The 21,783-nt window shown below is 42.3% G+C and carries 30 protein-coding genes, 1 tRNA gene, 1 other RNA gene and 1 pseudogene; 25 read left to right on the top strand and 8 right to left on the bottom strand.

What is annotated here, in order from left to right:
* The first annotated feature begins 88 nt into the window (after positions 1-88).
* The 4 genes and pseudogenes from SST111_RS12310 to nrdG all read left to right on the top strand — a co-directional run bounded on the left by SST111_RS12310 (position 89) and on the right by nrdG (position 1,820).
* The gene (locus SST111_RS12310) at positions 89-223 is read left to right on the top strand and encodes a hypothetical protein (RefSeq protein WP_099809712.1); all 135 of its coding nucleotides are present in this window, start codon (positions 89-91) and stop codon (positions 221-223) included.
* 120 nt (positions 224-343) lie between these two features.
* Positions 344-580, top strand: a pseudogene (locus SST111_RS00995) (bifunctional metallophosphatase/5'-nucleotidase); the annotation flags it as partial.
* A 1-nt stretch (position 581) separates the two neighbouring features.
* Positions 582-1,076, top strand: a complete 495-nt coding sequence (locus SST111_RS00990; RefSeq protein ID WP_099809711.1) for a GNAT family N-acetyltransferase — start codon at positions 582-584, stop codon at positions 1,074-1,076.
* 186 nt (positions 1,077-1,262) lie between these two features.
* Positions 1,263-1,820 (top strand): anaerobic ribonucleoside-triphosphate reductase activating protein, encoded by a 558-nt coding sequence (gene nrdG / locus SST111_RS00980; RefSeq protein ID WP_099809710.1) that lies wholly within the window; start codon positions 1,263-1,265, stop codon positions 1,818-1,820.
* Positions 1,821-1,913: 93 nt separating this feature from the next.
* On the opposite strand, the gene SST111_RS00975 is transcribed toward nrdG, so the two are convergent.
* The 3 genes from SST111_RS00975 to SST111_RS00965 all read right to left on the bottom strand — a co-directional run bounded on the left by SST111_RS00975 (position 1,914) and on the right by SST111_RS00965 (position 3,540).
* Positions 1,914-1,986, bottom strand: a tRNA-Lys gene (locus SST111_RS00975).
* An 8-nt stretch (positions 1,987-1,994) separates the two neighbouring features.
* Positions 1,995-2,188: non-coding RNA, 6S RNA (gene ssrS, locus SST111_RS00970), on the bottom strand.
* Between the two features lie 71 nt (positions 2,189-2,259).
* Positions 2,260-3,540: a replication-associated recombination protein A gene (locus SST111_RS00965; RefSeq protein ID WP_099809709.1), complete on the bottom strand. Its 1,281-nt coding sequence runs from the start codon at positions 3,538-3,540 to the stop codon at positions 2,260-2,262.
* Between the two features lie 68 nt (positions 3,541-3,608).
* On the opposite strand from SST111_RS00965, the gene SST111_RS00960 reads away from it, so the two are divergent.
* From SST111_RS00960 to SST111_RS00950, 3 genes are read left to right on the top strand one after another with little or no spacing between them, the layout of a single operon-like run.
* Positions 3,609-3,944, top strand: a complete 336-nt coding sequence (locus SST111_RS00960) for a MazG nucleotide pyrophosphohydrolase domain-containing protein (protein WP_099809708.1) — start codon at positions 3,609-3,611, stop codon at positions 3,942-3,944.
* 1 nt (position 3,945) lies between these two features.
* Positions 3,946-4,416, top strand: coding sequence for a DUF3013 family protein (locus tag SST111_RS00955; RefSeq protein ID WP_099809707.1), 471 nt, complete (start codon positions 3,946-3,948; stop codon positions 4,414-4,416).
* 1 nt (position 4,417) lies between these two features.
* The gene (locus tag SST111_RS00950) at positions 4,418-4,771 is read left to right on the top strand and encodes an ASCH domain-containing protein (RefSeq protein ID WP_099809706.1); all 354 of its coding nucleotides are present in this window, start codon (positions 4,418-4,420) and stop codon (positions 4,769-4,771) included.
* 153 nt (positions 4,772-4,924) lie between these two features.
* Here SST111_RS00950 and SST111_RS12305 read toward each other — a convergent pair whose 3' ends face one another.
* Positions 4,925-5,029 (bottom strand): putative holin-like toxin, encoded by a 105-nt coding sequence (locus tag SST111_RS12305; RefSeq protein WP_257211343.1) that lies wholly within the window; start codon positions 5,027-5,029, stop codon positions 4,925-4,927.
* A 212-nt stretch (positions 5,030-5,241) separates the two neighbouring features.
* Between SST111_RS12305 and prmA the strand changes: the two genes are divergently transcribed.
* From prmA to SST111_RS00935, 3 genes are read left to right on the top strand one after another with little or no spacing between them, the layout of a single operon-like run.
* Positions 5,242-6,195 carry a 50S ribosomal protein L11 methyltransferase gene (gene prmA, locus SST111_RS00945; protein WP_099809705.1) on the top strand — a complete coding sequence of 318 codons (954 nt, stop codon included), beginning with the start codon at positions 5,242-5,244 and terminating at the stop codon, positions 6,193-6,195.
* A 1-nt stretch (position 6,196) separates the two neighbouring features.
* Positions 6,197-6,943 carry a 16S rRNA (uracil(1498)-N(3))-methyltransferase gene (locus tag SST111_RS00940; RefSeq protein ID WP_099809704.1) on the top strand — a complete coding sequence of 249 codons (747 nt, stop codon included), beginning with the start codon at positions 6,197-6,199 and terminating at the stop codon, positions 6,941-6,943.
* 3 nt (positions 6,944-6,946) lie between these two features.
* On the top strand, positions 6,947-7,663 hold the full coding sequence (locus SST111_RS00935) for a DUF554 domain-containing protein (RefSeq protein ID WP_099809703.1): 717 nt from the start codon (positions 6,947-6,949) through the stop codon (positions 7,661-7,663).
* A gap of 23 nt (positions 7,664-7,686) precedes the next feature.
* On the opposite strand, the gene SST111_RS00930 is transcribed toward SST111_RS00935, so the two are convergent.
* Complete coding sequence (locus SST111_RS00930; protein WP_099809702.1) at positions 7,687-8,211, bottom strand: GNAT family N-acetyltransferase; 525 nt, start codon at positions 8,209-8,211, stop codon at positions 7,687-7,689.
* A 59-nt stretch (positions 8,212-8,270) separates the two neighbouring features.
* A complete protein-coding gene (locus SST111_RS00925; protein ID WP_099809701.1) occupies positions 8,271-10,826 on the bottom strand; it encodes a bifunctional 2',3'-cyclic-nucleotide 2'-phosphodiesterase/3'-nucleotidase in 2,556 nt (851 codons plus the stop codon).
* Between the two features lie 254 nt (positions 10,827-11,080).
* Here SST111_RS00925 and SST111_RS00920 point away from each other — a divergent pair, with 254 nt between their 5' ends.
* The 12 genes from SST111_RS00920 (at position 11,081) to SST111_RS00860 (ending at position 19,031) form a co-directional block, all read left to right on the top strand.
* Positions 11,081-13,282 (top strand): RelA/SpoT family protein, encoded by a 2,202-nt coding sequence (locus SST111_RS00920; protein WP_099809700.1) that lies wholly within the window; start codon positions 11,081-11,083, stop codon positions 13,280-13,282.
* 1 nt (position 13,283) lies between these two features.
* The gene (dtd, locus tag SST111_RS00915) at positions 13,284-13,727 is read left to right on the top strand and encodes a D-aminoacyl-tRNA deacylase (protein WP_099809699.1); all 444 of its coding nucleotides are present in this window, start codon (positions 13,284-13,286) and stop codon (positions 13,725-13,727) included.
* Between the two features lie 61 nt (positions 13,728-13,788).
* Positions 13,789-13,974 carry a hypothetical protein gene (locus SST111_RS00910; protein WP_099778114.1) on the top strand — a complete coding sequence of 62 codons (186 nt, stop codon included), beginning with the start codon at positions 13,789-13,791 and terminating at the stop codon, positions 13,972-13,974.
* Positions 13,975-14,675: 701 nt separating this feature from the next.
* Positions 14,676-15,413, top strand: a complete 738-nt coding sequence (locus SST111_RS00895) for a response regulator transcription factor (RefSeq protein WP_099809697.1) — start codon at positions 14,676-14,678, stop codon at positions 15,411-15,413.
* A complete protein-coding gene (locus SST111_RS00890; RefSeq protein ID WP_099809696.1) occupies positions 15,413-16,753 on the top strand; it encodes a sensor histidine kinase in 1,341 nt (446 codons plus the stop codon). Before SST111_RS00895 ends, SST111_RS00890 begins: the two co-directional genes overlap by 1 nt.
* A 160-nt stretch (positions 16,754-16,913) precedes the next feature.
* Positions 16,914-17,075 (top strand): hypothetical protein, encoded by a 162-nt coding sequence (locus SST111_RS12115; protein ID WP_180274007.1) that lies wholly within the window; start codon positions 16,914-16,916, stop codon positions 17,073-17,075.
* Between the two features lie 17 nt (positions 17,076-17,092).
* Positions 17,093-17,302, top strand: a complete 210-nt coding sequence (locus SST111_RS00885) for a hypothetical protein (RefSeq protein WP_024398780.1) — start codon at positions 17,093-17,095, stop codon at positions 17,300-17,302.
* A gap of 110 nt (positions 17,303-17,412) precedes the next feature.
* A complete protein-coding gene (locus tag SST111_RS00880; RefSeq protein WP_044774149.1) occupies positions 17,413-17,667 on the top strand; it encodes a hypothetical protein in 255 nt (84 codons plus the stop codon).
* Between the two features lie 2 nt (positions 17,668-17,669).
* Complete coding sequence (locus SST111_RS00875; RefSeq protein WP_099809695.1) at positions 17,670-17,852, top strand: hypothetical protein; 183 nt, start codon at positions 17,670-17,672, stop codon at positions 17,850-17,852.
* 34 nt (positions 17,853-17,886) lie between these two features.
* Positions 17,887-18,111 (top strand): hypothetical protein, encoded by a 225-nt coding sequence (locus tag SST111_RS00870; RefSeq protein WP_099809694.1) that lies wholly within the window; start codon positions 17,887-17,889, stop codon positions 18,109-18,111.
* A gap of 2 nt (positions 18,112-18,113) precedes the next feature.
* Positions 18,114-18,815: a CPBP family intramembrane glutamic endopeptidase gene (locus SST111_RS00865; protein ID WP_099809693.1), complete on the top strand. Its 702-nt coding sequence runs from the start codon at positions 18,114-18,116 to the stop codon at positions 18,813-18,815.
* A 21-nt stretch (positions 18,816-18,836) separates the two neighbouring features.
* Positions 18,837-19,031: a hypothetical protein gene (locus SST111_RS00860; RefSeq protein WP_099809692.1), complete on the top strand. Its 195-nt coding sequence runs from the start codon at positions 18,837-18,839 to the stop codon at positions 19,029-19,031.
* Between the two features lie 94 nt (positions 19,032-19,125).
* Here the strand turns inward: SST111_RS00860 and SST111_RS00855 are convergent, their stop codons facing one another.
* Both SST111_RS00855 and relB read right to left on the bottom strand, forming a co-directional pair.
* Positions 19,126-19,467, bottom strand: coding sequence for a type II toxin-antitoxin system RelE/ParE family toxin (locus SST111_RS00855; protein WP_099809691.1), 342 nt, complete (start codon positions 19,465-19,467; stop codon positions 19,126-19,128).
* Positions 19,457-19,744, bottom strand: a complete 288-nt coding sequence (gene relB / locus SST111_RS00850) for a type II toxin-antitoxin system RelB/ParD family antitoxin (RefSeq protein ID WP_099809690.1) — start codon at positions 19,742-19,744, stop codon at positions 19,457-19,459. The genes SST111_RS00855 and relB overlap by 11 nt, the downstream gene beginning before the upstream one ends.
* A gap of 225 nt (positions 19,745-19,969) precedes the next feature.
* Here relB and SST111_RS00845 point away from each other — a divergent pair, with 225 nt between their 5' ends.
* The 3 genes from SST111_RS00845 to SST111_RS12110 all read left to right on the top strand — a co-directional run bounded on the left by SST111_RS00845 (position 19,970) and on the right by SST111_RS12110 (position 21,607).
* Positions 19,970-20,620 carry a CPBP family intramembrane glutamic endopeptidase gene (locus SST111_RS00845; RefSeq protein ID WP_099809689.1) on the top strand — a complete coding sequence of 217 codons (651 nt, stop codon included), beginning with the start codon at positions 19,970-19,972 and terminating at the stop codon, positions 20,618-20,620.
* A gap of 65 nt (positions 20,621-20,685) precedes the next feature.
* Complete coding sequence (locus SST111_RS00840; protein ID WP_099809688.1) at positions 20,686-21,360, top strand: CPBP family intramembrane glutamic endopeptidase; 675 nt, start codon at positions 20,686-20,688, stop codon at positions 21,358-21,360.
* A gap of 97 nt (positions 21,361-21,457) precedes the next feature.
* Positions 21,458-21,607, top strand: a complete 150-nt coding sequence (locus SST111_RS12110; RefSeq protein ID WP_180274006.1) for a hypothetical protein — start codon at positions 21,458-21,460, stop codon at positions 21,605-21,607.
* Positions 21,608-21,783 lie beyond the last annotated feature (176 nt).

The raw sequence follows: 21,783 nt of genomic DNA, 5'->3' as shown, positions 1-21,783 counted from the left end.
TAAACAGACTATGTAGAGCTTCCACAGTTCCAGTTAGCTGTGGAAGTTTATTATAAACAAATAAGAGATAAAAAAAGAGGAGAAAACAATGGGAAAATATCAATTAGACGATAAGGGGAAGGCCCTGGTGACACGCTATCATGAGAAGAATTCTAATGTGAAGCAGGATAAAAAAGCGCGTCTGCAGGAATTACTCAAGCAAGTCCAAAATAAGAAGAAGTAATATGGATTTTATAGATATCAGCATTCTCCATACCAATGATATGCATTCCTATATGGAGAATTTTCCAAAGAAGGCGCAACTGATTGTGAACATTCGGTAGGGTAATGAGAAAAAGGGGATTCCGACCTACAGACAGGTCTCAACCCTCAGATGTGGGGCATTGTCCCGGGCGGTGAGGGTTTTGTGGTCAATGGCAGAGCAGTCGAGTCAGATAAGGACTATCAAATTGTGACCAATTCTTTTGTTTGGAGCGGTAAGGACAACTATGACGATTTCCACAAGGCAGAAATTGTGCAGGACTTGGGACTGGATATAGACATCATCAGTGAATTTTTCAAGAGACAATATGGAGACTAGAATGGAACTAAGAAGACCGACTATAGCGGATAAGGATACGATTTTGGATATGCTGGCAGAATTTGAAAAAGCAGGCTCAGCTATGGATGGAGGATTTATCTCCAAAGATGTGGACTTTGAAGACTGGATTTTGAGAAACCAAGACTATGAGGCAGGCATCAACCTGCCAGAAGGTTTTGTTCCCTCTATTCAGTATGTATCATTTGACCAGACAGGTCGAGCCCTTGGTTTTCTCAGTCTACGCCTACGGCTCAACGATTTCCTGCTCAATAAAGGCGGTCACATCGGATATTCCATTCGCCCGACGGAGCGTGGCAAGGGCTATGCCAAGGATCAGTTGCGACTTGGTTTGCAGGAAGCCGCAACCAAAAATATTTCCAAAGTCCTCGTGACTTGCTCGACAGACAATCAAGCCAGCCGTCGCACGATTGTGGCTTGTGGTGGCGTTTTGGAAGATGTTCGAGACGGGGTAGAAAGATACTGGATTGAGGATTAATGGGAGTGACAAACTACTGAATCAAAACAGGAAAGGAATTGAGATTGGTTCCGCACTAAGCTTGCTGGGATCAATCCGAGCTAAAGCATTGGAAGTACCATTTATGGATAAAAACAGTCTGTGTACTGGTAAAACGGAATTCATCCAAACGATTAGATTTCATTTGCTTATGCTCAGGTATTTGAAATGAATAATCCTAAACCACAAGAATGGAAGAGTGAAGAACTCAGTCAGGGACGGATTATGGACTACAAGGCCTTTAACTTTGTGGACGGCGAAGGCGTGCGCTGCTCCCTCTATGTCAGCGGCTGCCTCTTTCACTGTCCAGGCTGCTACAACGTCGCTACCTGGTCCTTCAAGGCCGGCATTCCCTACACCAAGGAGCTGGAAGACCGCATTTTAGCAGACTTGGGCCAGCCCTATGTGCAGGGCCTAACCCTCTTGGGCGGAGAGCCCTTTCTCAATACAGGGACCGTCCTCCCCCTCGTCAAGCGAGTTCGGACGGAATTGTCAGACAAGGATATTTGGTCCTGGACAGGCTATACATGGGAAGAATTGATGCTGGAAACGCCAGACAAATTAGAATTGCTCAGCCAGTTGGACATTCTCGTAGATGGTCGCTATGACAAAAGCAAACGCAACCTTATGTTGCAGTTCCGAGGCTCTTCCAACCAACGCATTATTGATGTGCAGAAATCATTGCAGGAAAAACGAGTTGTCCTGTGGGATAAGTTAAAAAAATAGCCCTTCACAATGTGAAAGGGTTCTTTTTGACCAAATTCTCTCTAAAAACGAGAAAAAGCCTTGATAAATCAAGACTTTCCTCATATCAACCAATCCTCCCTGTAGGGATCGAACCTACGACCCACGGATTAAGAGTCCGCTGCTCTGCCAGCTGAGCTAAGGAAGGTAAAAAATAAAAATGCTGTATTGGTACCGGTTATCCATGGATTGTATTGATCCCGCACGCTAAAAGCAGGTGGGTGACGTGTTTCTGACTTAGTTGCTTCTGGGTGTGCCAGCCTGCATACTGCCAAAAGATCTTTGTCTCCCTAGTAATACAAAAATAGTCGGTCAACACATAGGTATGAATTCGTATACCACAGCAGTTCTTATTTATGATTTAATATTACCACATTTTTTAAAAAAATCAAGAGAAAATTGGCAAAAAATGAAAACGTTATCAACTTTTTTTCTTGTTTTGTTTTAGATGGTTGATTTTTTCTTGGGTCATGCCCAAGGCACGCTCGTATTTTCCGGTGTCGTTGGCGGTGAAGTAATCCGCAGCCAGTAACTTGTCGGGCAGGTATTGCTGATCAACCCATTTTTCAGGATAGGCATGCGGATACTGGTAGCCAATAGCATTTCCCAGCTCCTTACTACCAGCATAGTGACCGTCCCGCAGGTGATTTGGGATGGGCAGATGGCCGTTCTTTCGCAAATCAGCCAGAGCCGCATCCATAGCCAGATAGGCAGAATTGGACTTGGGAGAAAGAGCCAAATCAATGACCACATTGGCAATCAAAATCCGTGCCTCTGGAAAGCCGATTTTCTGCGCTGCTTCAAGAGCTGTCACCGTATGAATCTGAGCCTCTGGATTGGCCAAGCCGATGTCTTCATAGGCGATGACTGTCAAGCGACGAGCCAGACTAGGCAGGTCTTCGACCTCAATCAAACGAGCAGCGTAGTGGAGGCTGGCATTGACATCGCTACCCCGAATAGATTTTTGCAGGGCGGAGAGGATGTCGTAGTGGGCATCGCCGTTCTTGTCCATGCTGATGTAGGACTTTTGCAGGCTATTTTCCACAGCGTCCAAGTCGATATGGCGTCCGCCCTCGCTTTCTTTGGTAGAAAGTACAGCCAGTTCCAGCGAATTGTAAGCAGCTCGCAGGTCACCGTTTGTCGCATTTGCCAGAAAATCCAGAGCCTCAGGCTCAATGGTAATGGGGAAGTCAAAACCGCGTTCGCTGTCTGTCAAAGCCAACTCCAAGGCTTGTCGGATGTGGCTGGTTTGCAAAGGTTGTAATTCAAAAATCTGCACCCGACTGCGAATGGCGGGCAGGATTGAGAAAAATGGATTTTCCGTCGTCGCTCCAATCATGATGATATTGCCATTTTCCAAAAGAGGAAGCAGGAAGTCTTGCTTGGTCTTGTTGAGGCGGTGAATCTCATCGAGCATGAGGACCAGACCGCCAGAAAATTTGGCTTCTTCAGCGATTTCCTGCAGGCGTTTTTGGTTGTCGGTCGTGGCATTAAAGGTCCGAAAGGCATACTTGGTCGTACCAGCAATTGCGGAGGCAATCGAGGTCTTGCCAATCCCTGGCGGACCGTAGAGAATCATGGACGACAGCATATTGGCATCAATCATGCGGCGAATAATCTTTCCAGGACCGACTAGGTGCTCCTGACCGATGACTTCATCAATGGATTTGGGCCGCATACGAAGAGCGAGATTGGCTGGCATAGGCTTCCTTTCAGTACATTTATGGTATAATCATTATACTACAATTTTAGGATTTGGAGAGAAACGAAATGACTGAGTTGACAGTGAGTGTTTTGGAAGAATACTTGCGTGACCACTATGGGACGACAGTTCCAGAGCAAAGTCTCTTTATGAAATTAGTGGAAGAAATTGGTGAAGTGGCAGAGCTGCTGAACAAGCGTGCAGGCCGCAAGATGATGGACGGCGAAGAAGACAGCTCGGCTTGTCTGGCAGAAGAGCTAGCTGATGTTATTCACTATGCTGTAGCCTTGGCAGCGGTGAATCAATTAGATTTAACCAAGTCCATTTTGGAGAAAGACAAGCGGGCTTCCGTCAAATACGGTCGAGAAATAAATTTACTGGAATTTATAGAAAAGAGGAAATAGAATGGCAAAACATGGCTTTTTAGATGTGCTGGAAGTGGCACTAGATAAACATTTTACTTATGATTATGAGCTCAACTGGGACAAGAAAAATCATGCTGTTGAGTTGGCGTTTATCTTGGAAGCACAAAATGTGGCTGGGATTGAAACGGTGGACGACGAAGGCAATGCGTCTTCTGAGGATATTTTCCTAGAGGAGTATGTCCTTTTCTACAATCAGGACAAGTCTCGCTTTGACGCGGAAGACTATCTGGTCGCTCTGCCATTTGACGCCAAGAAGGGCTTTTCAGCAGAGTTTCTGACCTACTTCGCAGGTTTTCTCAAGGACACCGCAGACCAAGGCCTAGATGACCTCATGGACTTTTTAGCGGATCCAGAAGCCCAAGAATTTGCGATTGCATGGGATAGCGAGGCCTTTGAAAAAGGCAGAGCAGACTTGGTGGAAGGGGAATTTTACCCATATCCGAGGTATTGAGATGGTTCATGAAATGTTACTGGCTCCAAAACCTTTTGCAATGATGAAGTCTGGCCAGAAGACTATTGAGCTACGACTTTATGACGAGAAGCGCAAGCATATACAAATTGGAGATCGCATCCGTTTTTATTGTACAGAAAATCAGACGCAAACGATCGAGGTGCAAGTATTAGATCTTCACATATTTGATAATTTTGCTCAGTTATACAAAGAACTGGATTTATTGTCTTGTGGATATACGCAAAGCAGTATCAGAGGGGCGAAACCAGAAGATATGGAAGTTTACTATTCGCGAGAACAATTAGAACAATATGGTGCAGTGGGTATAGAATTGAGGGTAATAGATTCTATCTGACATTCCGTTTTCTTTCTTGCTTGACTGCGTGTGAAACTTTTGCTATTATAAAAATAGAAAAGGCGTTGAGTTCCAGCTCAACGCCCTGACAGGACCATAACGATGGTTCAGCTTTTGGACAAAATAGACCGCCAGCTTGAAATCATGGGCGGTCTATTTTTTATCTAGCATGGTTACGATGATTGTAATGATCAAACCAAGCATACTTACAAGTAAGCTTGCAAAAGCTATGATGACCATTAGTTCATCTGCTGACAAATTAGGTTCTCCTTTCCGTTGGATTTTGTGTCTATTTGCATAGGCACCACCACCTTTCAGAAATCAGAACCACCGCTCAGATTTTCCTGTCATTTCATTTATTCGAAAATTATTTTGATTTTACTTACCTTATAACATTAGCTTGTAAAATGGGCTAGAAATCGGTACAATAATACAGTGATTGACACATAGAAAAGAAAAGGAAAACAAACATGAACTCATGGCAAGAATTAACGATTCACGTGCATCGTGATGCAGAAGAAGCAGTTTCAAATCTCATGATTGAAACGGGTAGTCAGGGAGTGGCCATTAGCGACTCGGCTGACTATGTGGGGCAGGAAGACCGTTTCGGCGAGCTCTATCCCGAGGTAGAGCAGTCAGATATGATTGCGATTACGGCCTATTATCCTGATACTGTGGATATTGAGGAAGTTAAGGCAGACTTGGCGGCTCGTTTGGCGGATTTGACAGGCTTTGGCTTGGAAACGGGTCAGGTCAGCCTAGAAAGTCAGGAACTGGCAGAGGAAGACTGGGCGGACAACTGGAAGAAATACTATGAGCCAGCCCGCATTACCCACGATTTGACCATTGTGCCGTCTTGGACGGACTACGAGGCGACTGCTGGTGAGAAGATTATCTGTCTGGATCCAGGCATGGCTTTCGGTACAGGAACCCACCCGACCACTAAGATGAGCCTTTTTGCTCTTTCTCAGGTCCTGCGTGGTGGTGAAACGGTCATCGACGTCGGTACAGGTTCAGGCGTTCTCTCCATTGCAAGTTCTCTCTTGGGTGCCAAGGAGATTTACGCCTATGACTTGGATGAAGTGGCGGTGCGTGTGGCCCAGGAAAACATTGACCTCAATGCCAATACTAGCAATATTCATGTCGCAGAGGGCGATTTGCTTCGTGGCGTAGACATTAAAGCGGAAGTCATTGTTGCCAACATCTTGGCGGACATTCTCATCCATCTGACCGAGGATGCCTACCGTCTGGTCAAGGACGAGGGCTACCTGATTATGAGCGGCATCATCGCGGACAAGTGGGACATGGTGCGTGCATCTGCGGAGGCGGCAGGCTTCTTCCTCGAAACCCACATGATTCAGGGCGAGTGGAATTGCTGTATCTTCAAGAAAACAGCTGACCGCTCAGGTGTGATCGGAGGCTAGGATGCAGCAGTATTTTGTCAATGGCAGAGCACCGCAGGGCATTTTCCAGATTACCGATAAGGACACTGCCAAGCATATGTTTTCTGTTATGCGATTGCAGGCAGACGACCAGATTGTCCTGGTCTTTGATGACGGCATCAAACGCTTGGCACGGGTAGTGGACAGCCAGAGCCAATCTGTTGAGATCATCGAAGAATTGGCAGACAATGTTGAATTACCCGTTTCCGTGACCATCGCCATGGGCTTTCCAAAAGGAGATAAGCTCGAATTTGTCGCCCAAAAGGCAACGGAATTGGGCATGGCAGCCCTCTGGGCCTTTCCAGCGGATTGGTCCGTTGTCAAATGGGACGGTAAAAAGTTAGCCAAAAAAGCAGAAAAGTTGGAAAAAATTGCCCAAGGCGCAGCCGAGCAAAGCAAACGCAATCGCATTCCAGCTGTTCGATTATTTGAGAAAAAAGCGGATTTTCTAGCTCAGCTGGCAGGATTTGACCAGATTATCCTAGCCTATGAAGAAGCCGCTAAAGAGGGTGAACAAGCCAACCTGGTGAAAATCTTATCTGGCTTAGAAATCGGCCAATCAGTTCTAGTCATCGTCGGTCCAGAAGGAGGTGTGTCGCCTGAGGAAGTAGCTGCTTTCGAAGGAGCAGGAGCGGTCAAAACAGGTCTAGGACCTCGTATCTTACGAGCAGAGACGGCTCCACTCTACGCCCTTTCTGCCATTAGCTACGCGACGGAATTGTTGAGGTAGTATATGTTTGCCTTAGGTACGATTATCAATACGGTGGCCATTGCCCTAGCAGGTTTGATAGGGTCTTGGTTTGGACATTTACTGAAAGAACGGCATCAATCTGGTCTAACCTTGGCCAGCGGGGTTGCCATTCTATTTTTAGGGATTTCTGGAACGCTAGCAGGTCTTTTAAGAGTGGAAAATGGTCAACTGGTCACCCAGAACACTATGCTTTTTGTATTGAGCCTAGCCTTCGGGACATTTTTAGGAGAAGTCCTGCATATCGAAGGTTGGTTTGAGAGTCTGGGAATCTGGCTCCGAGAAAAGTCAGGAAACGGACAGGACTCTCAGTTTTTAGATGCTTTTTTGACCGCCTCTCTGACTGTCTGTATCGGAGCCATGGCCATTATTGGCTCTATCCAAGACGGCTTGACGGGAGATTATACCCTCCTCACCATTAAGAGCATTCTGGACTTTATCATCATCTTTATCATGACAGCAAGTCTGGGTAAGGGAGCAGGATTTTCAGCAGTACCAGTCTTGATTTTTCAAGGTTCGGTCACCCTTTTGGCTCGCTTGATTGAGCCTCTGATGACGGATCAAGCCCTTGCCAATCTCTCCTTTATCGGCTCCGCCCTCATCTTCTGTGTCGGCGTTAATATCGTTTGGGACAAAAAGATTCGCGTGGCCAATATGTTGCCAGCTATTCTCATCGCGGTGATTTGGAGTTATTTTGTATAAAAAAACCAGGATTTCCCTGGTTTTTACTGTTTTCGTTCAAACTGCAAGAGGCTGACCTGCCCCAAGCCCTTCCAGACCTCCTCAACTTGCCCGACCTGTTGAAAGTCATTTTTCAGGAGCACTTGCTGAGAAGCTTGGTTTTCCGGTAGGACAAGGGCGACGATTGTTGTTATCGGACATTCTTCTAGTAGGAAATGGCAGAGCAGACTGACTGCTCGACTAGCCAGACCACGATGCCAGAAGGCATGGTGAAGCCGATAGCCAATGGTCACCGACGCAGACCGTTTCTTGTAGTCAAAGACTTCCAAAACGCCAATCAATTTCCCTTGGTGCTCCAGCCCCAAGAGCAAACGTTTTTTCTTATCAAAATCCCTCTGAAAATGCCCAATGCGTTTGCGGAGGGTTTCTTTGTTTTGCGTGGAAGTATTGGGTGTCATCTGAAAATGAATGGGATTGGAATAGATTTCCCACAGGTCCTCGAGGTCTGTTTCCTCGATTTTTCGCAGCTGGAAGGAGTCGGCTTGTAGAGTAGGGAAGGTGTCAAACATGGTCGTCCTTTCAAAAGACAAGAGTTTGGTAGACCCAAACTCTCGACTTTTATCTATGTTTAGTTTGCTTTTTTCTTGCGGAATGCACCAACAAAACCAATCAGGCTGAAGCCAAGAAGACTGAGCATGGAGCTTGCCTCACCAGTAGCAGGAAGTGATTTTGCATTTGTTTGAGAAGTAGTCGGTTTTGTAGCTGGCTCAGTTGATACAGCTACAGATGCAGAAGTAGCTGTAGAAATAGGTGTTGTAACTGTAGTCGCCAGCTTGTGTTTTGGTGTGGGTGCTGCTGTTTTTTCAGCTGGAAGAGTAATGACCTGACCAGATGGAAGTGTGATTTGAACGCCAGTTTGACCAGTTGATGTGTTCGTATTGGTATCTGTTTGACCAGTTGGAGGTGTCACTACTTTTGGCTCGGTATAGACAAAGCGGAACTCACCGAAACCTTCATTTTCAGTAGAGGCTTGGAGGTAAACCAGACCTTCTTGATCCGCTAGCAAGTCTTTTGCACGATCTGCCGTCAAGAAGCGGAGGTCTAAGCCCTTGATGCTATCGGTAAAGGTCCAGTTATTGTCTGCTGTTGGGTTGATGACCTTTTCAGCGATGATGTAGTTGATGATCGCTTGGCGGTTTTCCAGATTGAGCAAGTAGTTGACAGAGGCGTCTTTGACACCTGGGAAGGTACCATTTGCACGGTAGTTGTTGGTCACCACGATGAACTCTTGTTCATCTGTGACAGCCTGTCCATTGTACTGAAGGTTGCGAACACGACTGGCAGTTTCGTTAACCACCTTACCGCTGCGGTCGTACTTGTTTGGCTGGGTGATGTCGTATTGATAGGTTACGCCGTCAATGACATCGAAGTTGTAGGTACGATAGTCAGTATTGATGAGATTTTGTGGTTCTGTAGAGTTTGGATCTACTTGGTTGAACTGACCTGCGGACATTTCCAACCACTCTTTTAGTTGGGCACCGTTGACCTTCAAAATAGCCGCGACATTATCGTAGAGGTAGAGGTCTGCTACGTTCTTGATAGCGATTGGTCCAGCAGGAATATCGGTATAGGCAGTCGCGTCGCCACGGGTTCCAGCCTTGAATGGGGCCGCTGCAGAAAGGATTGGTAGGCCAGCTTCAGGCGTTCCTGCTAGCTGCTGTTTTGCATACCAGATTTGGGCATTGTTGACGATTTGAACAGATGGGTCGTCTTGCACCAAGGCGAAGAAGCTGTTGATTGGTGCAGTTGTTTCACCGACTTGTTGGCGGACATAGTTGATGGTTTCGGTATGGGCTTCTTTGGCAAGGTCAACGATACGGCTGTCTGCCACAGATGACTTAGTGTCAATCTTGCGGATGGCAGCCTTGCTAGAAGTTGTGGTCCATTTACCGTCAGTATAGGTCAGGTTAAGGTCGATCACACCAAGGTGGTCACCGTATTTTCCAGCCATAGTGACAGGAGTACCATTGATTTTACCATTTGTGTCGTCCACGCCAGCATATTTAGCGTAGAAACTTGGTTTTTCAGCTGTTCCTGGGAATTCTGCGTGGGAGTGGCCTGTGATGACCGCATCAACTCCAGACAGGCTGGCGATTTGGTAACCGACATTTTCTTCGCCGACTTCATACTGGTCATCACCGATACCTGAGTGAGAAAGAACTAGAACGACGTCTGCGCCATTTTCGCGAATAACAGGAACAATGTCACGAACAGCTTCAACTGCATCGCGAACAATCACCTTGCCCTCCAAATAGGCCTTGTCCCAGTTGAGGATTTGAGGCGGAACGATACCTGTAATTCCGATTTTCAGGCTAACAGCCTTGCCAGTCGTATCTGTAAAGGTCTTGTCAATGATGGTATAAGGCTGGTAGAGGAAGTCCTTGGTTGTAGGGTCGAGAACATTGGCGTTAAGTAGTGGCATGCCTGCTGTAGCAATGACCTTGCGGAGATAGTCTAATCCGTAGTTGAACTCATGGTTGCCGAGGGTACCGGCATCGAAGCCCAACGTATCCAAGGCAGTGTACATAGGGTGTTGTTCGCCCTCTTCAATTGGATCAATAAGAGACTTGTAATTTCCAAGCGGTGTTCCTTGGATGGTGTCGCCATTATCCACAAGGATGACGTTTGGATTTTCAGCCTTTGCTTCTTCAATTAGAACGGCCGTTTTTGCCAGACCGAGTGTTTCCACAGGCTTGTCTTGGTAATAGTCGTAGTTGACCAAGTTGGTATGAAGGTCCGTTGTAGCAAGGATGCGGACATCGACGGATTGGCCTTCAACAGGAGTTGTTGTCTCGGTCGTTGCTGCGCGTGTTTCGGTTGCAGAAGTTGTTGTCTCGTCGCTAGTTGCTGTGTCGCTCACTGGAGTGCTGGTTTCAGTCGTTGTTTCAGCGCTTGCTGGATTTTCAGTAGCTAGGGCAGACTCCACTGTTGGGGCAACTGTTTCAGAAGGAGCGGTTTCAGTTCCCGTTGCGACAACGGTGCTGCTCGTTTCTGTTTGTACTGCTTCAGCATTTACGACTGGGGTCTCTGTACCAGTTTCTTCAGCAGAGACAAGGGCGGTGTTGGTGCTAGCCAGCAAAGCTAGTGTGAGCGCTACGGCACACTTACTGAAACGAAAATTCATAAGAATCCTCCATTTTCTTTTTGTAATAATCTTCTACAATCATTATACAGCTAAGGAATGCAAAAATCAAGACTAATTCTGAACGTTTGATTGAAAAACAAGTGAAAATAGTAAGAAAAACAATAAAAAAAGGAACGTTCGCCGAATCTGAACTTGGTTTGGATTGTTTGTAATTAGTAGTCTTATGTTAGATTCCTTTTTCTTTTTTTCGTGAAAATGGTAGAATAATAGGAAATAGTTAGGGAGAGAAGTAAATGAAAGAAATCAATTACACTGGCGAGGAAGTTGTTGCACTGACAGCAAGCTATCTTCCAGCTGATGATGTGGCCTTTGTTGAGAAAGCTTTGAACTATGCTACTGAAGCTCATAAACTTCAATTTCGTAAATCAGGTGAACCCTACATTGTCCACCCTATCCAAGTGGCAGGGATTTTGGCAGGGCTCAAGCTAGATGCGGTAACCGTAGCTTGCGGATTCTTGCATGACGTAGTAGAAGACACTGAGGTAACACTGGACGATATGGAAGCTGAATTTGGCCCGGAGGTTCGCCATATTGTCGGTGGTGTAACCAAGTTAGGCAAGGTTGAGTATAAGTCACATGAGGAGCAACTAGCTGAAAACCACCGCAACATGCTGATAGCCATGTCCCAAGACATGCGGGTCATTCTGGTTAAACTGGCAGACCGTCTTCACAACATGCGGACCCTTAAGCACTTGCGCAAGGACAAGCAGGAACGGATTTCACGTGAAACAATGGAAATCTATGCACCGCTTGCCCACCGTCTAGGTATTTCCTCTATCAAGTGGGAATTGGAAGACATGTCCTTCCGTTACCTCAATGAAGTTGAGTTCTACAAGATTACCCACATGATGAGGGAGAAACGACGCGAACGGGAAGAGTTGGTCAATGAAGTCGTCGACAAGTTGAGGGAATACACAGAGGAGCGCCATCTGATTGGTCAGATTTACGGTCGTCCCAAGCATATCTACTCCATCTATCGAAAGATGCATGACAAGAAAAAGCGTTTTGACGAACTATATGATCTGACTGCTATCCGTTGCTTGATGGATACACCAAGTGATGTCTATGCCATGCTTGGCTACATCCATGAATTATGGAAGCCGATGCCGGGTCGTTTCAAGGACTACATTGCCAGTCCAAAAGCCAATGGCTACCAGTCCATCCATACGACAGTCTATGGACCAAAAGGTCCAATCGAGTTCCAAATTCGGACGGTGGAAATGCATCAGGTTGCGGAATACGGGGTGGCAGCTCACTGGGCCTACAAGCGTGGTGGCAAGGCAACTGCCAGCGAAAAAGAGTTGCGCTGGATCAACAACCTGATTGAACTCCAAGAAGGGGCTGGGGATGCGCAAACCTTTGTAAATTCTGTCAAGGACGATATTTTTACAGAACGTATTTACGTCTTTACGCCAGATGGTGCTGTGCGTGAATTGCCAAAGGATTCTGTACCGATTGATTTCGCTTATGAAATTCATACCAAGGTCGGTGAGCGAGCGACAGGTGCCAAGGTCAACGGCCGTATGGTGCCTCTGACGACCAAGCTCAAGACGGGCGATCAGGTGGAAATCATCACCTCTGCCAACTCTTTCGGTCCAAGTCGTGACTGGGTCAACTTGGTTAAAACTCACAAGGCCCGTAATAAAATCAAGCAGTTCTTCAAGAATCAGGACAAGGAATTGTCTGTTTCAAAAGGACGTGAGATGCTTCAGAACCTACTCCAAGAAAATGGCTACGTTCCCAACCAATACCTGGACCGTCGCCATATGGACGAGGTCCTGCAAAAGACCAGCTATAAAACCGATGAGGCTCTCTATGCAGCGGTTGGTTTTGGAGAAGTTTCTGCCGTGTCCGTCTTTAACCGTCTGACAGAGAAAGAACGCCGGGAAGCTGAGCGGGCTAAGGCAAAGGCTGCCGCGGACGAATTGGTCAACGGTGGTGAAGTCAAGCACGATAACAAAGATAGTTTGAAAATTCGTCACGAAGGTGGTGTGGTGATTGAAGGAGCGTCAGGGCTGCTGATTCGGATTGCTAAGTGTTGTAATCCAGTACCTGGCGATGAAATTGTTGGCTACATCACCAAGGGGCGTGGGGTAGCCGTTCACCGTGTAGACTGTATGAACCTCAAGAGTCAAGAAAACTATGATGTCCGCCTGATTGATGTCGGTTGGGAGGATGAAAATTCGACCAAGGAATACATGGCAAATATTGACATCTACGGTCTCAACCGTTCAGGTCTCCTCAATGATGTTCTCAAGGTCTTGACCAATGCTAGCAAGAATATTTCTTCAGTCAATGCCCAGCCAACCAAGGATATGAAGTTTGCGACCATCCACGTTTCCTTTGGTATTTCCAATTTGGCAACCTTGACTAGTCTGGTGGACAAGATCAAATCAGTGCCAGAAGTTTACTCAGTGAAAAGGACCAACGGATAAGATGAAAATTGTATTACAACGTGTATCACAGGCCAGTGTGACCATCAACGGAAGTATCAATGGGCAAATTGAACAGGGACTTTTGCTCCTAGTCGGTGTGGGACCAGATGACAGCCAGGAAGACCTAGACTATGCTGTTCGAAAAATCGTCAATATGCGGATTTTTTCAGATGAGGCAGGCAAGATGAACAAGTCGGTTCAAGATATAGGGGGCAAGATTTTATCCATTTCCCAATTTACCCTGTTTGCGGATACCAAAAAAGGCAATCGCCCTGCTTTTACAGGAGCGGCGGCTCCTGCCCTAGCCAGCCAACTCTATGATGCTTTTAACCAAGCCTTGTCAGCCTTTGTGCCTGTTGAAGTGGGTATTTTTGGGGCGGATATGGCGGTCAGTCTGGTCAATGATGGACCGGTGACCATTGTTTTGGATACGAAAAATCGCTAGACCTCTATACATTCAAGGTCTAATTTGATATACTACTATCAAGAAAATGTGGAGGTGTCTGATGAAAAAGTTGTTGACCAATCATTTCTTTTATTTGCTTCTTGCCTTTCTTTTGATGGTGGCAATTTATTTTAGTGGCATAGACAAACGCTGGATTATTCTGGCAAGTCTTCTTTACTTCATTCCTTCGCAGATTTTGTACCGTCGTCGTCTAAAAGAGCGACTACAAGAAGACCAGCCCAAGTAGGCTGGTTTTTTGATGTGTGAATTGGACTACAATTCTTTATTAAATATGCTATAATAGTTTTTGCAGAAAAGTAAAGACGGTGGCTCTAATTTCTGAAAGGTAGGTGGGAGCGGTACAGAACTCAACTAGTAGAAAACGAGTTCGTTTTACCGCCCCCGCACAGCTCAAAAGGTTCAGTGAACATTTTGAGGTTGGAAATGGAGCGAACTTGTTCGCAACAGTCGTATAGGTCAGATTTGGAGTGCGAAGCACGAACAAATCTGCCAATCAACCACTGCGCTGAGATGTTGACGCGAATTAAGAGAAGTGGAATGGAACTTTTTGTTCTACTCTGCAAATCCTCCGAATCTGACGGAGAGGGGGTCTATCATTGTCAACCTTTGAGTGGCTAACACTCATTTTTGTAGCTGGTACAGTCATCCAGTTTTTCTTTTATCGCTCTCGTGATGTTATTGCTTGAATTGGTAAAAACGACAAAAAAATAACCGTCTATAACTTTGGCGAGTTCACGGTTATTTTTTAATAATTTATAACAAGCCACCGTCTTAAACGGTTCTGCAAGGGGTAGTTGTTTCCAGCAACTACCTTTTTCTATGTTTATTATACATCGGTAGGTCTATCAAGTCAAGTTGGACATTTATCTTTTGTCTAAATATGCTATAATAATGATTATAACTTACAAAAAGTTTAGGAGATAATCTATGCTTAATATTTTTGTATTAGAAGATGATTTTTTTCAGCAGAGCAGGCTAGAAAATGCTATTAGGCGGTGTGTTGAAGAAACGTCAGTAAGGTATAAATTCCTAGAAGTTTTTGGTAAACCAAATCAATTATTGGAATCAATCGAGGAAGCAGGCAATCACCAATTTTTCTTTTTAGATATTGAAATAAAAGGCGAAGAAAAGAAAGGAATGGAAATCGCTAAAGAAATCCGTTCTCGCGATCCTTATGCTGTTATTGTCTTTGTAACAACTCATTCAGAATTTATGCCGGTAACGTATCGTTATCGAGTCTCTGCTTTAGATTTTATAGATAAAGGCCTAGAGGATAGTGACTTTCAAAAGGCAGTATCAGATGTGTTAGTGCATGCTTTTGAAAATATTGATCATACTATAGCTGAAAATTCTTTTGTATACAAAACTGAAACTGCTCATATTCAAGTCCCTTTTAGTGATATTCTTTATTTTGAAACATCATCAACGATTCATAAAGTCATTTTAAAAACGAAAACAGGTCAGACTGAATTTTACGGGAAAGTATCCGATATAGCGAAAGCTGACGAACGACTTTACCAAGCACATCGTTCTTGTGTAGTGAATCCATTAAATATAACAAGATTGGACAGAACAAATCACATTGCCTATTTTGAGAATGGAGATTCTTGTTTTGTTTCTCGGATGAAGCAGAAGGAGCTTGCAGATTTACTGGAGATTGACTGATGAATATTTTTATATCTCCATTTTATGATACTATTTTCTTTATTGACATGCTGATTCGTTTGATGATTCTTCAACAAATTAGCGGTTTATTTTTAAGCAAGAAGAAAAAATGTTTTATAGCTTCTTGCTTAACTGTCTGTCAAATAATTCTTTATGATATTTACTTACTATTAGAACCATTTTCTTTTCTGATTGTTATACCATTTTTTAAAACAAATTGGAATAGAACTCAAAAAATATTTTATGGATTATTACCATTTGTGATAGGGGATATGTTTCAACGTATCATCAGCCTTTATTTACGTTTTATTTTTGATGTAGATATTGTATATGCAAATGCTAGTGTTATGTTTGAAATCTTATTGTCTATTTTATTAATTCCTTTTTATTATGGATTTTTCAAGGGATTACGAATAGAATCGAAATATCTTCAAGTTGATACTTTGGACAAAAAATTTAGCGGTATATTTTTGGGATTAAATATTCTATTTATTACTTATTTTCTTTTAATAAGAGGTAATTTATTTTTGGAAGTATTGATGGATAAAGGAATAGTGGATATTAAGATAGATACTTATTTTATTAGAACTAATATACTATTATTATACTTTATTCTATTTACAGTTAGTATGTTGTATTTAAACTATCAGAAGAAAGAAAAGCAAGAAAAAGAAATCCAGGAGTTGAAGGACAAACAATTAACTGATTTAGGTCGTTATAGTCGTCATGTTGAATCACTTTATAAAGAAATTAGAAGTTTCCGACATGACTATACAAATATTCTCGTTAGTTTGAATGAGGCTATAAAAGAGGGAGACATTGTTGCGATTCGAACGATTTATAGTGAGGTTATTGCAGATTCTGATAGAAAATTCTATGATGGAAAATATGATATAGCTAGATTATCCAATATACAAAATCCTGCTGTGAAGAGTTTACTATCATCTAAGATGTTGGAGGCACAAAAAAAGGGGATTGCAATTTCTGTGGAAGTAGATGCTGAAATTGAACCACCTGCTTTAGAGTTGATTGAATTTATAACGATTCTGTCTATTTTATTAGATAATGCTATCGATGCTGCAGAGCAGTGTACAAATGGAAATATTGTATTTGCCTACTTTCAGGAATATGACCGAAAAATTGTGGTTGTAGAAAATACTACTGTCAAGGATAAAATATCAACAAGTCATATTTTTGAATATGGTCATTCTACAAAAGGAGATAATCGAGGAATTGGCTTGGCCAATGTAAAAGCTATTTTAGATAACTATCCTAAATTTTCTATATCAACGAAGAGTAGCAATCATCGATTTGTTCAAGAGTTGGTGTTTTTAGATTAAGATTTATAGATGTAAGTCCAGTCGAAAGGCTGGATTTTTTTGCATTTTCTCGAAAAAATGGTCATTCATTACAAAATAACGACATTTCATGACATGGATGAAAAAATCGGGCTGAGTTGGCTTATACTAAGAGTGTAAAAAACAAAAAGGAGACACGAGCATGAATACTTTAAAAACAATTGTTAAACACCGTCATTTCCGCTCCCTACTTGTAGGACTCGGAGCAGGAGCTATCATTGGTCTATGGGGAGTGTATTATGGAATGATTTACCTATTCAGTTATCTTGTCATTAGAGGTTTGATTTATATGGTAAAAAAATAAGAACAAGGAGAAATGAGATGACAGTGAAAAAGAAAATTGCTATGACAGAAGAACAATTGCTACATGTCGCTATGATAGTCTATACCTTGTATGTGCTGTACTTACTTGTCACCAAGAATTTTGTACCACGCTTCATAACTCCCTATGGACTGTATCTATTTGTTCTCGTTGAAGAAAAATTAGAGAAATTTTGCAAAAAACTATATCACAACTTAATGAATCGATAAAAAATGGTCATTCATTACAAAATAACGACCGTTCATGACATGGATGAAAAATTTGGTCTGGGTTGACTTATACTAAGAGTGTAAAGAAAACAAGAACAGGAGAAACAAAGATGAGAGAAAAAAAGGAAATTGTTATTACAGGGAAGCATGTATTACATGCAACAATGCTTGTATTACATGCAACAATGCTTGTATATACCTTCTTTATTGGATTTGCATTCATTAGACAGAATCTTGAGTTGCCGATGTTGATACCATACGGATTCTATCTACTTGCTCTTATTCTTGAAAAAATGGAAAAAGTGGCAAATCGTTATTTGAAATCAAAATTGAACGTTAAGGAAAATGATAGTGAGGAGAATTGAAGATGAAGAATAAAAAATTCTATGCAGTTTTGATTCCCATTGTGCTTTGGATAGTTTTTAAAATCTGTGCGAATTTGTCAGATGAAAACATTAAAGACTATTTCAATATTTTAGCAGTCAGTAATCCAGGTCTAATCATCGCTTTTGCCATTTTAACAAATAAGGAACAAAACAAGGAAAAGTAAGCTAATAAAGAAAACAAGAACAGGAGAAATGAAAATGGAAAACAAACATCAAATGATGACTATCAAAGAAACGAATAAAATTATGCAGTTCTTACAAGGGCTTGTTGAAGGAATTTTGGTCACTGCCGTTCTTATTCACCTAGTAGTTTGGCTTGTTCTTGGAAAAACAGTAAATGTTTTCTCATCTGACTTTTATCCCACTTTATTTATTGCATTGTATTTTCTAATGAAAGTCAACAAGAGTAACAAGGAGAACTAGCTATGCAACGTGTTAAAAATATTTTAAAATTTATTGGTTTGATTCTTGTCATCATTGCGATTAACATAACTCCGATGCGATTGATTGCCATACAGGATTCGATGTCTGGTGTCATGCAGTGGGTTTCTGGCATTGGCTATCTAGTCATTGCGACAGCTATTGTGATGTGGACTTGGAAACGGTATAAGAAAGGTCTACCTGACCAGCAAAAACGGTTCACATTTACTTGGAAAGATTTTGGCTTTGCTCTGCTATTTTTCTTGGCGGGACGGGTTGTCGGTATTGGCGGAACCCTATTGATACAGTTGGTTACTGGCAATACCACCACAGCCAACGATGCAGCACTTTTGGCTGCAAATCAGCAATTGGCGAAGATGTTTCCACTATACTTTGTTGCCTTTCATATTGCAATAGGCGTCTTTGCTCCCTTTATGGAGGAACTTGTGTTCAGAGGTTTGTTTAGCAGTTATTTCTTCAAAGAAAATCAAAAATGGCTAAAATTGATAATCAGTTCAGCAGTCTTTGCTCTTCTTCATGCGATTCATCCAATTGAGTTGCCACTTTACTTCTTGCTTGGGGCAGTCTTCTATTTGGCTTATGCTCGCCGTGGCAATATTGTGGATGCGATTCTTGTTCATATATTGAACAATAGCCTACTGGTTATCTTCTCAATTATTGGTTACTTATTGGTACTGTTTGGTTAGTGATGTAAAAGGAGTTTAGTTATGACAACGATAGAAAAATTAGATAAAAAATACCAAGAATTTGAAACAGCTTATGAGTCTTCCTCGTTTGCAATGAAATTCTTAGTATGGGTAGGAATAGCTATGACCTTGATGACTCTTGGTTCAGTTCTTGTGCCAGTGATTTATTCTGCAGGGCAAGATTTTGGTGCCTTCCTATATTCTATTTTTGGATGAGGGAGTGGTAGAAAATAAAATGAAAAAAGCTGAGGAATCAGCTTTTTGTTTATACTCGTTTGGTTAGACTTGTTGGAGGTGGGGGAGTTGCTCGTTATTTGAGGGTTTGCTTGAATAGATTGTCTAGGTTGTTTAGGTAGTCTGTCCTTGCTCCTCTAATGCGAAGGATGTCTACACGAGAGCCACGAATCAAATAGAAGATGAGTTGCTGTTTTCCAGGAATCATCCTTGTTTTTCCTTCTGGGAATAATGCTCGTCCCAGACGAGCGTCGAGGTCAATATATCCCTCTGGAAATGTTTCTAAGGTCAAGATAGCTGTGCTCAGAGATGCAAGCACCTTTCGTGCACTTGATTCTGAAAATTCACGGACATAATACTGGTAGATCTCCTCTAAATCTTGCTCGGCTTTAGCAGATAAATGTACTTCATAGACCATATTTGGCGAATACCTCACGAGCAGGTGTCGTGTTTCCAGATAAAACTTCTTGGTAGCCTTCATCAAGCTCTGCAATCAACTCATCTAGAAAAGCCTCTGCACGTGCTTCTTCTACTGTTTGTATTGGCAAATCTTGCTCTTCAACCACCCTTTCTACAAATAAATTAAGAGCATCAGAAAGGGTCATATCTTTTTCTGATAAGATTATTTTTGCTTGTTCCAGTAATTGTGCATTTACTCTAAAATTATATTGTCTATCCCTAACCAATCCTGCCATTGTCTTCAACTCCAAATTCTAATATGTATAACAATAGTGTAGCTATTTGTTTTACATCTGTCAAGCGATAATCTTGTGCTGAATATCTTGGATGCTATTCGGTGAATTCGAAAAAATGGTCATTCATTACAAAATATCGACCGTTCGTGACATGAATGTAACTATTGTGCTGATTTGTTTTATACTAAGTTCATAAAAAGATTCTATTAGAATGGGAGAGTAGCAATGGTTCATTGGCTAAAAAGCATCGTACAGGTTTTATTGTTGACCTTAGTCATACAAGCCCCTGTAATAGCTGAAATGTCTTGGGGAAAGATGGATGACACAGTAGTAGGTTATCTCATACATGTACTATGTTGGTTTGTTCTAACGGCTCTCATTTTTTGGTTATTAGGGACATTACGGAAAAAGTATCGTGATGATAGTCTCCAAGTCCGAGAATATAGTTATGTAAAACTGTTTGGATTGGTTTTACTAGGAATTGTGGCACAACTTGTAGTATCGAATATTTTTTTACGATTGTCTGGTTCGACCATCGATAATAGTTCCATGTTAGATCTATTTCAGTCCAAATATGGTTGGATGGCCTTGCTTAGTGTAAATATTTTGGGGCCTATTCGTGAAGAATATCTATATAGAGGTGTCTTTCAAGAAAGAATTAGGAATAAGGCTTATCCAATGATCAGTGTCTTTGTCACAACGGTAATTTTTACTTTTGTACATACTTATGATATTTCTGTAAGTTTTTGGATGCTATTTTTCCCGGGTCTTGTTTTTTCTTGGATTTATTATAAAACGAACCATCTCAAATATCCGATAGTGGCACATATCTTGTCGAACAGTATTGTGACCATTTTAAATCTTATAAGTGTGTAAAGGTGTGAACATCGTGAGTAACAATTACAATAGGCTATAAAAAAACAATGGAAAGGAGAGAGAATATGAAAATAATAAAATCAATCGGTTTAGCAGTAGGTACCTTGCTTCTCACTTTACTCATTCAACTTCCAGTTTATATGGGGATAACAGCCTTTCAAGAGAGTGTGCTTTTAAAACTTGTAGTCATGATAGGGCTTGGTCTTGCAATATTGGCACTACTTTCTGTCATCAGACGAGGAATGGTGAAGAATCAAGAATTTTCAAGAGAGAAGCTGAATATTTTTAAAATAGTCGGTATGACAGCGTTGGTATTTACTGGACAAACTTGCCTGAACCTCCTTTGGCAATATTTAGGGCTTAGCACTAGTGATTCTAATGCCTTGGATATAGCCAGTCAGTTAAATTCAGACAATTTTTGGGTGATGGCTCTCTCAGTTGTCTTGTTTGCACCAGTTTTAGAAGAATTTCTTTACAGAGGGATTTTGTTAGAAAAGACAGCCCAGTATTTTCCTAAGCATCCTCAAATGGTCATCGTATTTTCTGCCCTTCTATTTGCCTATTGTCATACTTGGAGCTTTTCAGTAGCATTTTTAGGGCACTTTATAACAGGGTCTTATCTGGGCTATCTGTATATGTGCAATAGACGAATGACGGACAGTATCCTTGCACATAGCTTCTATAATACCTCCATTTTACTCCTCCAAATTTTATTTGGTTTGGTGCAGATTGGTGGATAAAAATTGACAGTAGACATTTTGGGGAAATGCCTGTATACTAAGAGGAAGTTGGCAATTTTATAATTGCCAAATAGCAAGTGCAGGGGGGATTAAGAATATGAGAAAATTTTTTCAGGACCTTAATCAAGAATATCTGGACACCAGAAGTTCAACTAGAGAAGATTGGCTGGAGTGGATTATCCAGAGAAAGATGACCTGGGGGATGCGGTGGGGCTTGGTAGCCAATGTCATTAAGTTAAGCATTTAAACAATTAAAGGAACTATTCTCGTCTGAGCAGTTCATGACCAAACGGGAATAGTTTTTGTATTTAGGGCGCACAAAAAGGAGGTTTTTTACCCCTATTTTTCAACTATTATGTTACTCTATAAGTGAAGCTTACAGGTGCCTTGCTTTTTATCTTTCTTTGGAACGTTCGATTGGGT

The organism is Streptococcus suis YS161, assembly GCF_002760245.1.
GTDB classification, from domain to species: domain Bacteria; phylum Bacillota; class Bacilli; order Lactobacillales; family Streptococcaceae; genus Streptococcus; species Streptococcus suis_I.
Note: the sequence above shows the minus strand (reverse complement) of the source record. Positions and strands in the feature narration are given on the sequence as shown.